General features: G+C 34.2%; 1 protein-coding gene. It reads left to right on the top strand.

All coding sequences use genetic code 11. The annotated features are described in order from the left end of the window. Positions 1-243: ATP-binding protein (locus tag G6042_RS00160; RefSeq protein ID WP_169522305.1), on the top strand; the 243-nt coding region annotated here is incomplete at both ends.

The raw sequence follows: 243 nt of genomic DNA, 5'->3' as shown, positions 1-243 counted from the left end.
GCCACAATCGTCGTATTGAGCGAAGCATTAAAAACGCTCGATTCCATTACAAATCCAATATTGAAAACATCAATTTTGATACTTCGCGAAATATAGATAGAAACCAAGTTTTACGATTAGCAGCATGCGATTTTGTTGAGAAAAATCAAAATGTATTAATCACAGGAAGCACGGGAGTAGGTAAAAGTTTTTTAGGTACAGCATTAGGTTATCAAGCTTGTATTCAAGGATATAAAGTCAGTT

This window comes from Flavobacterium solisilvae (genome assembly GCF_012911605.1).
GTDB lineage: Bacteria > Bacteroidota > Bacteroidia > Flavobacteriales > Flavobacteriaceae > Flavobacterium > Flavobacterium solisilvae.
This window is presented reverse-complemented; position numbering and strand designations above follow the sequence as displayed.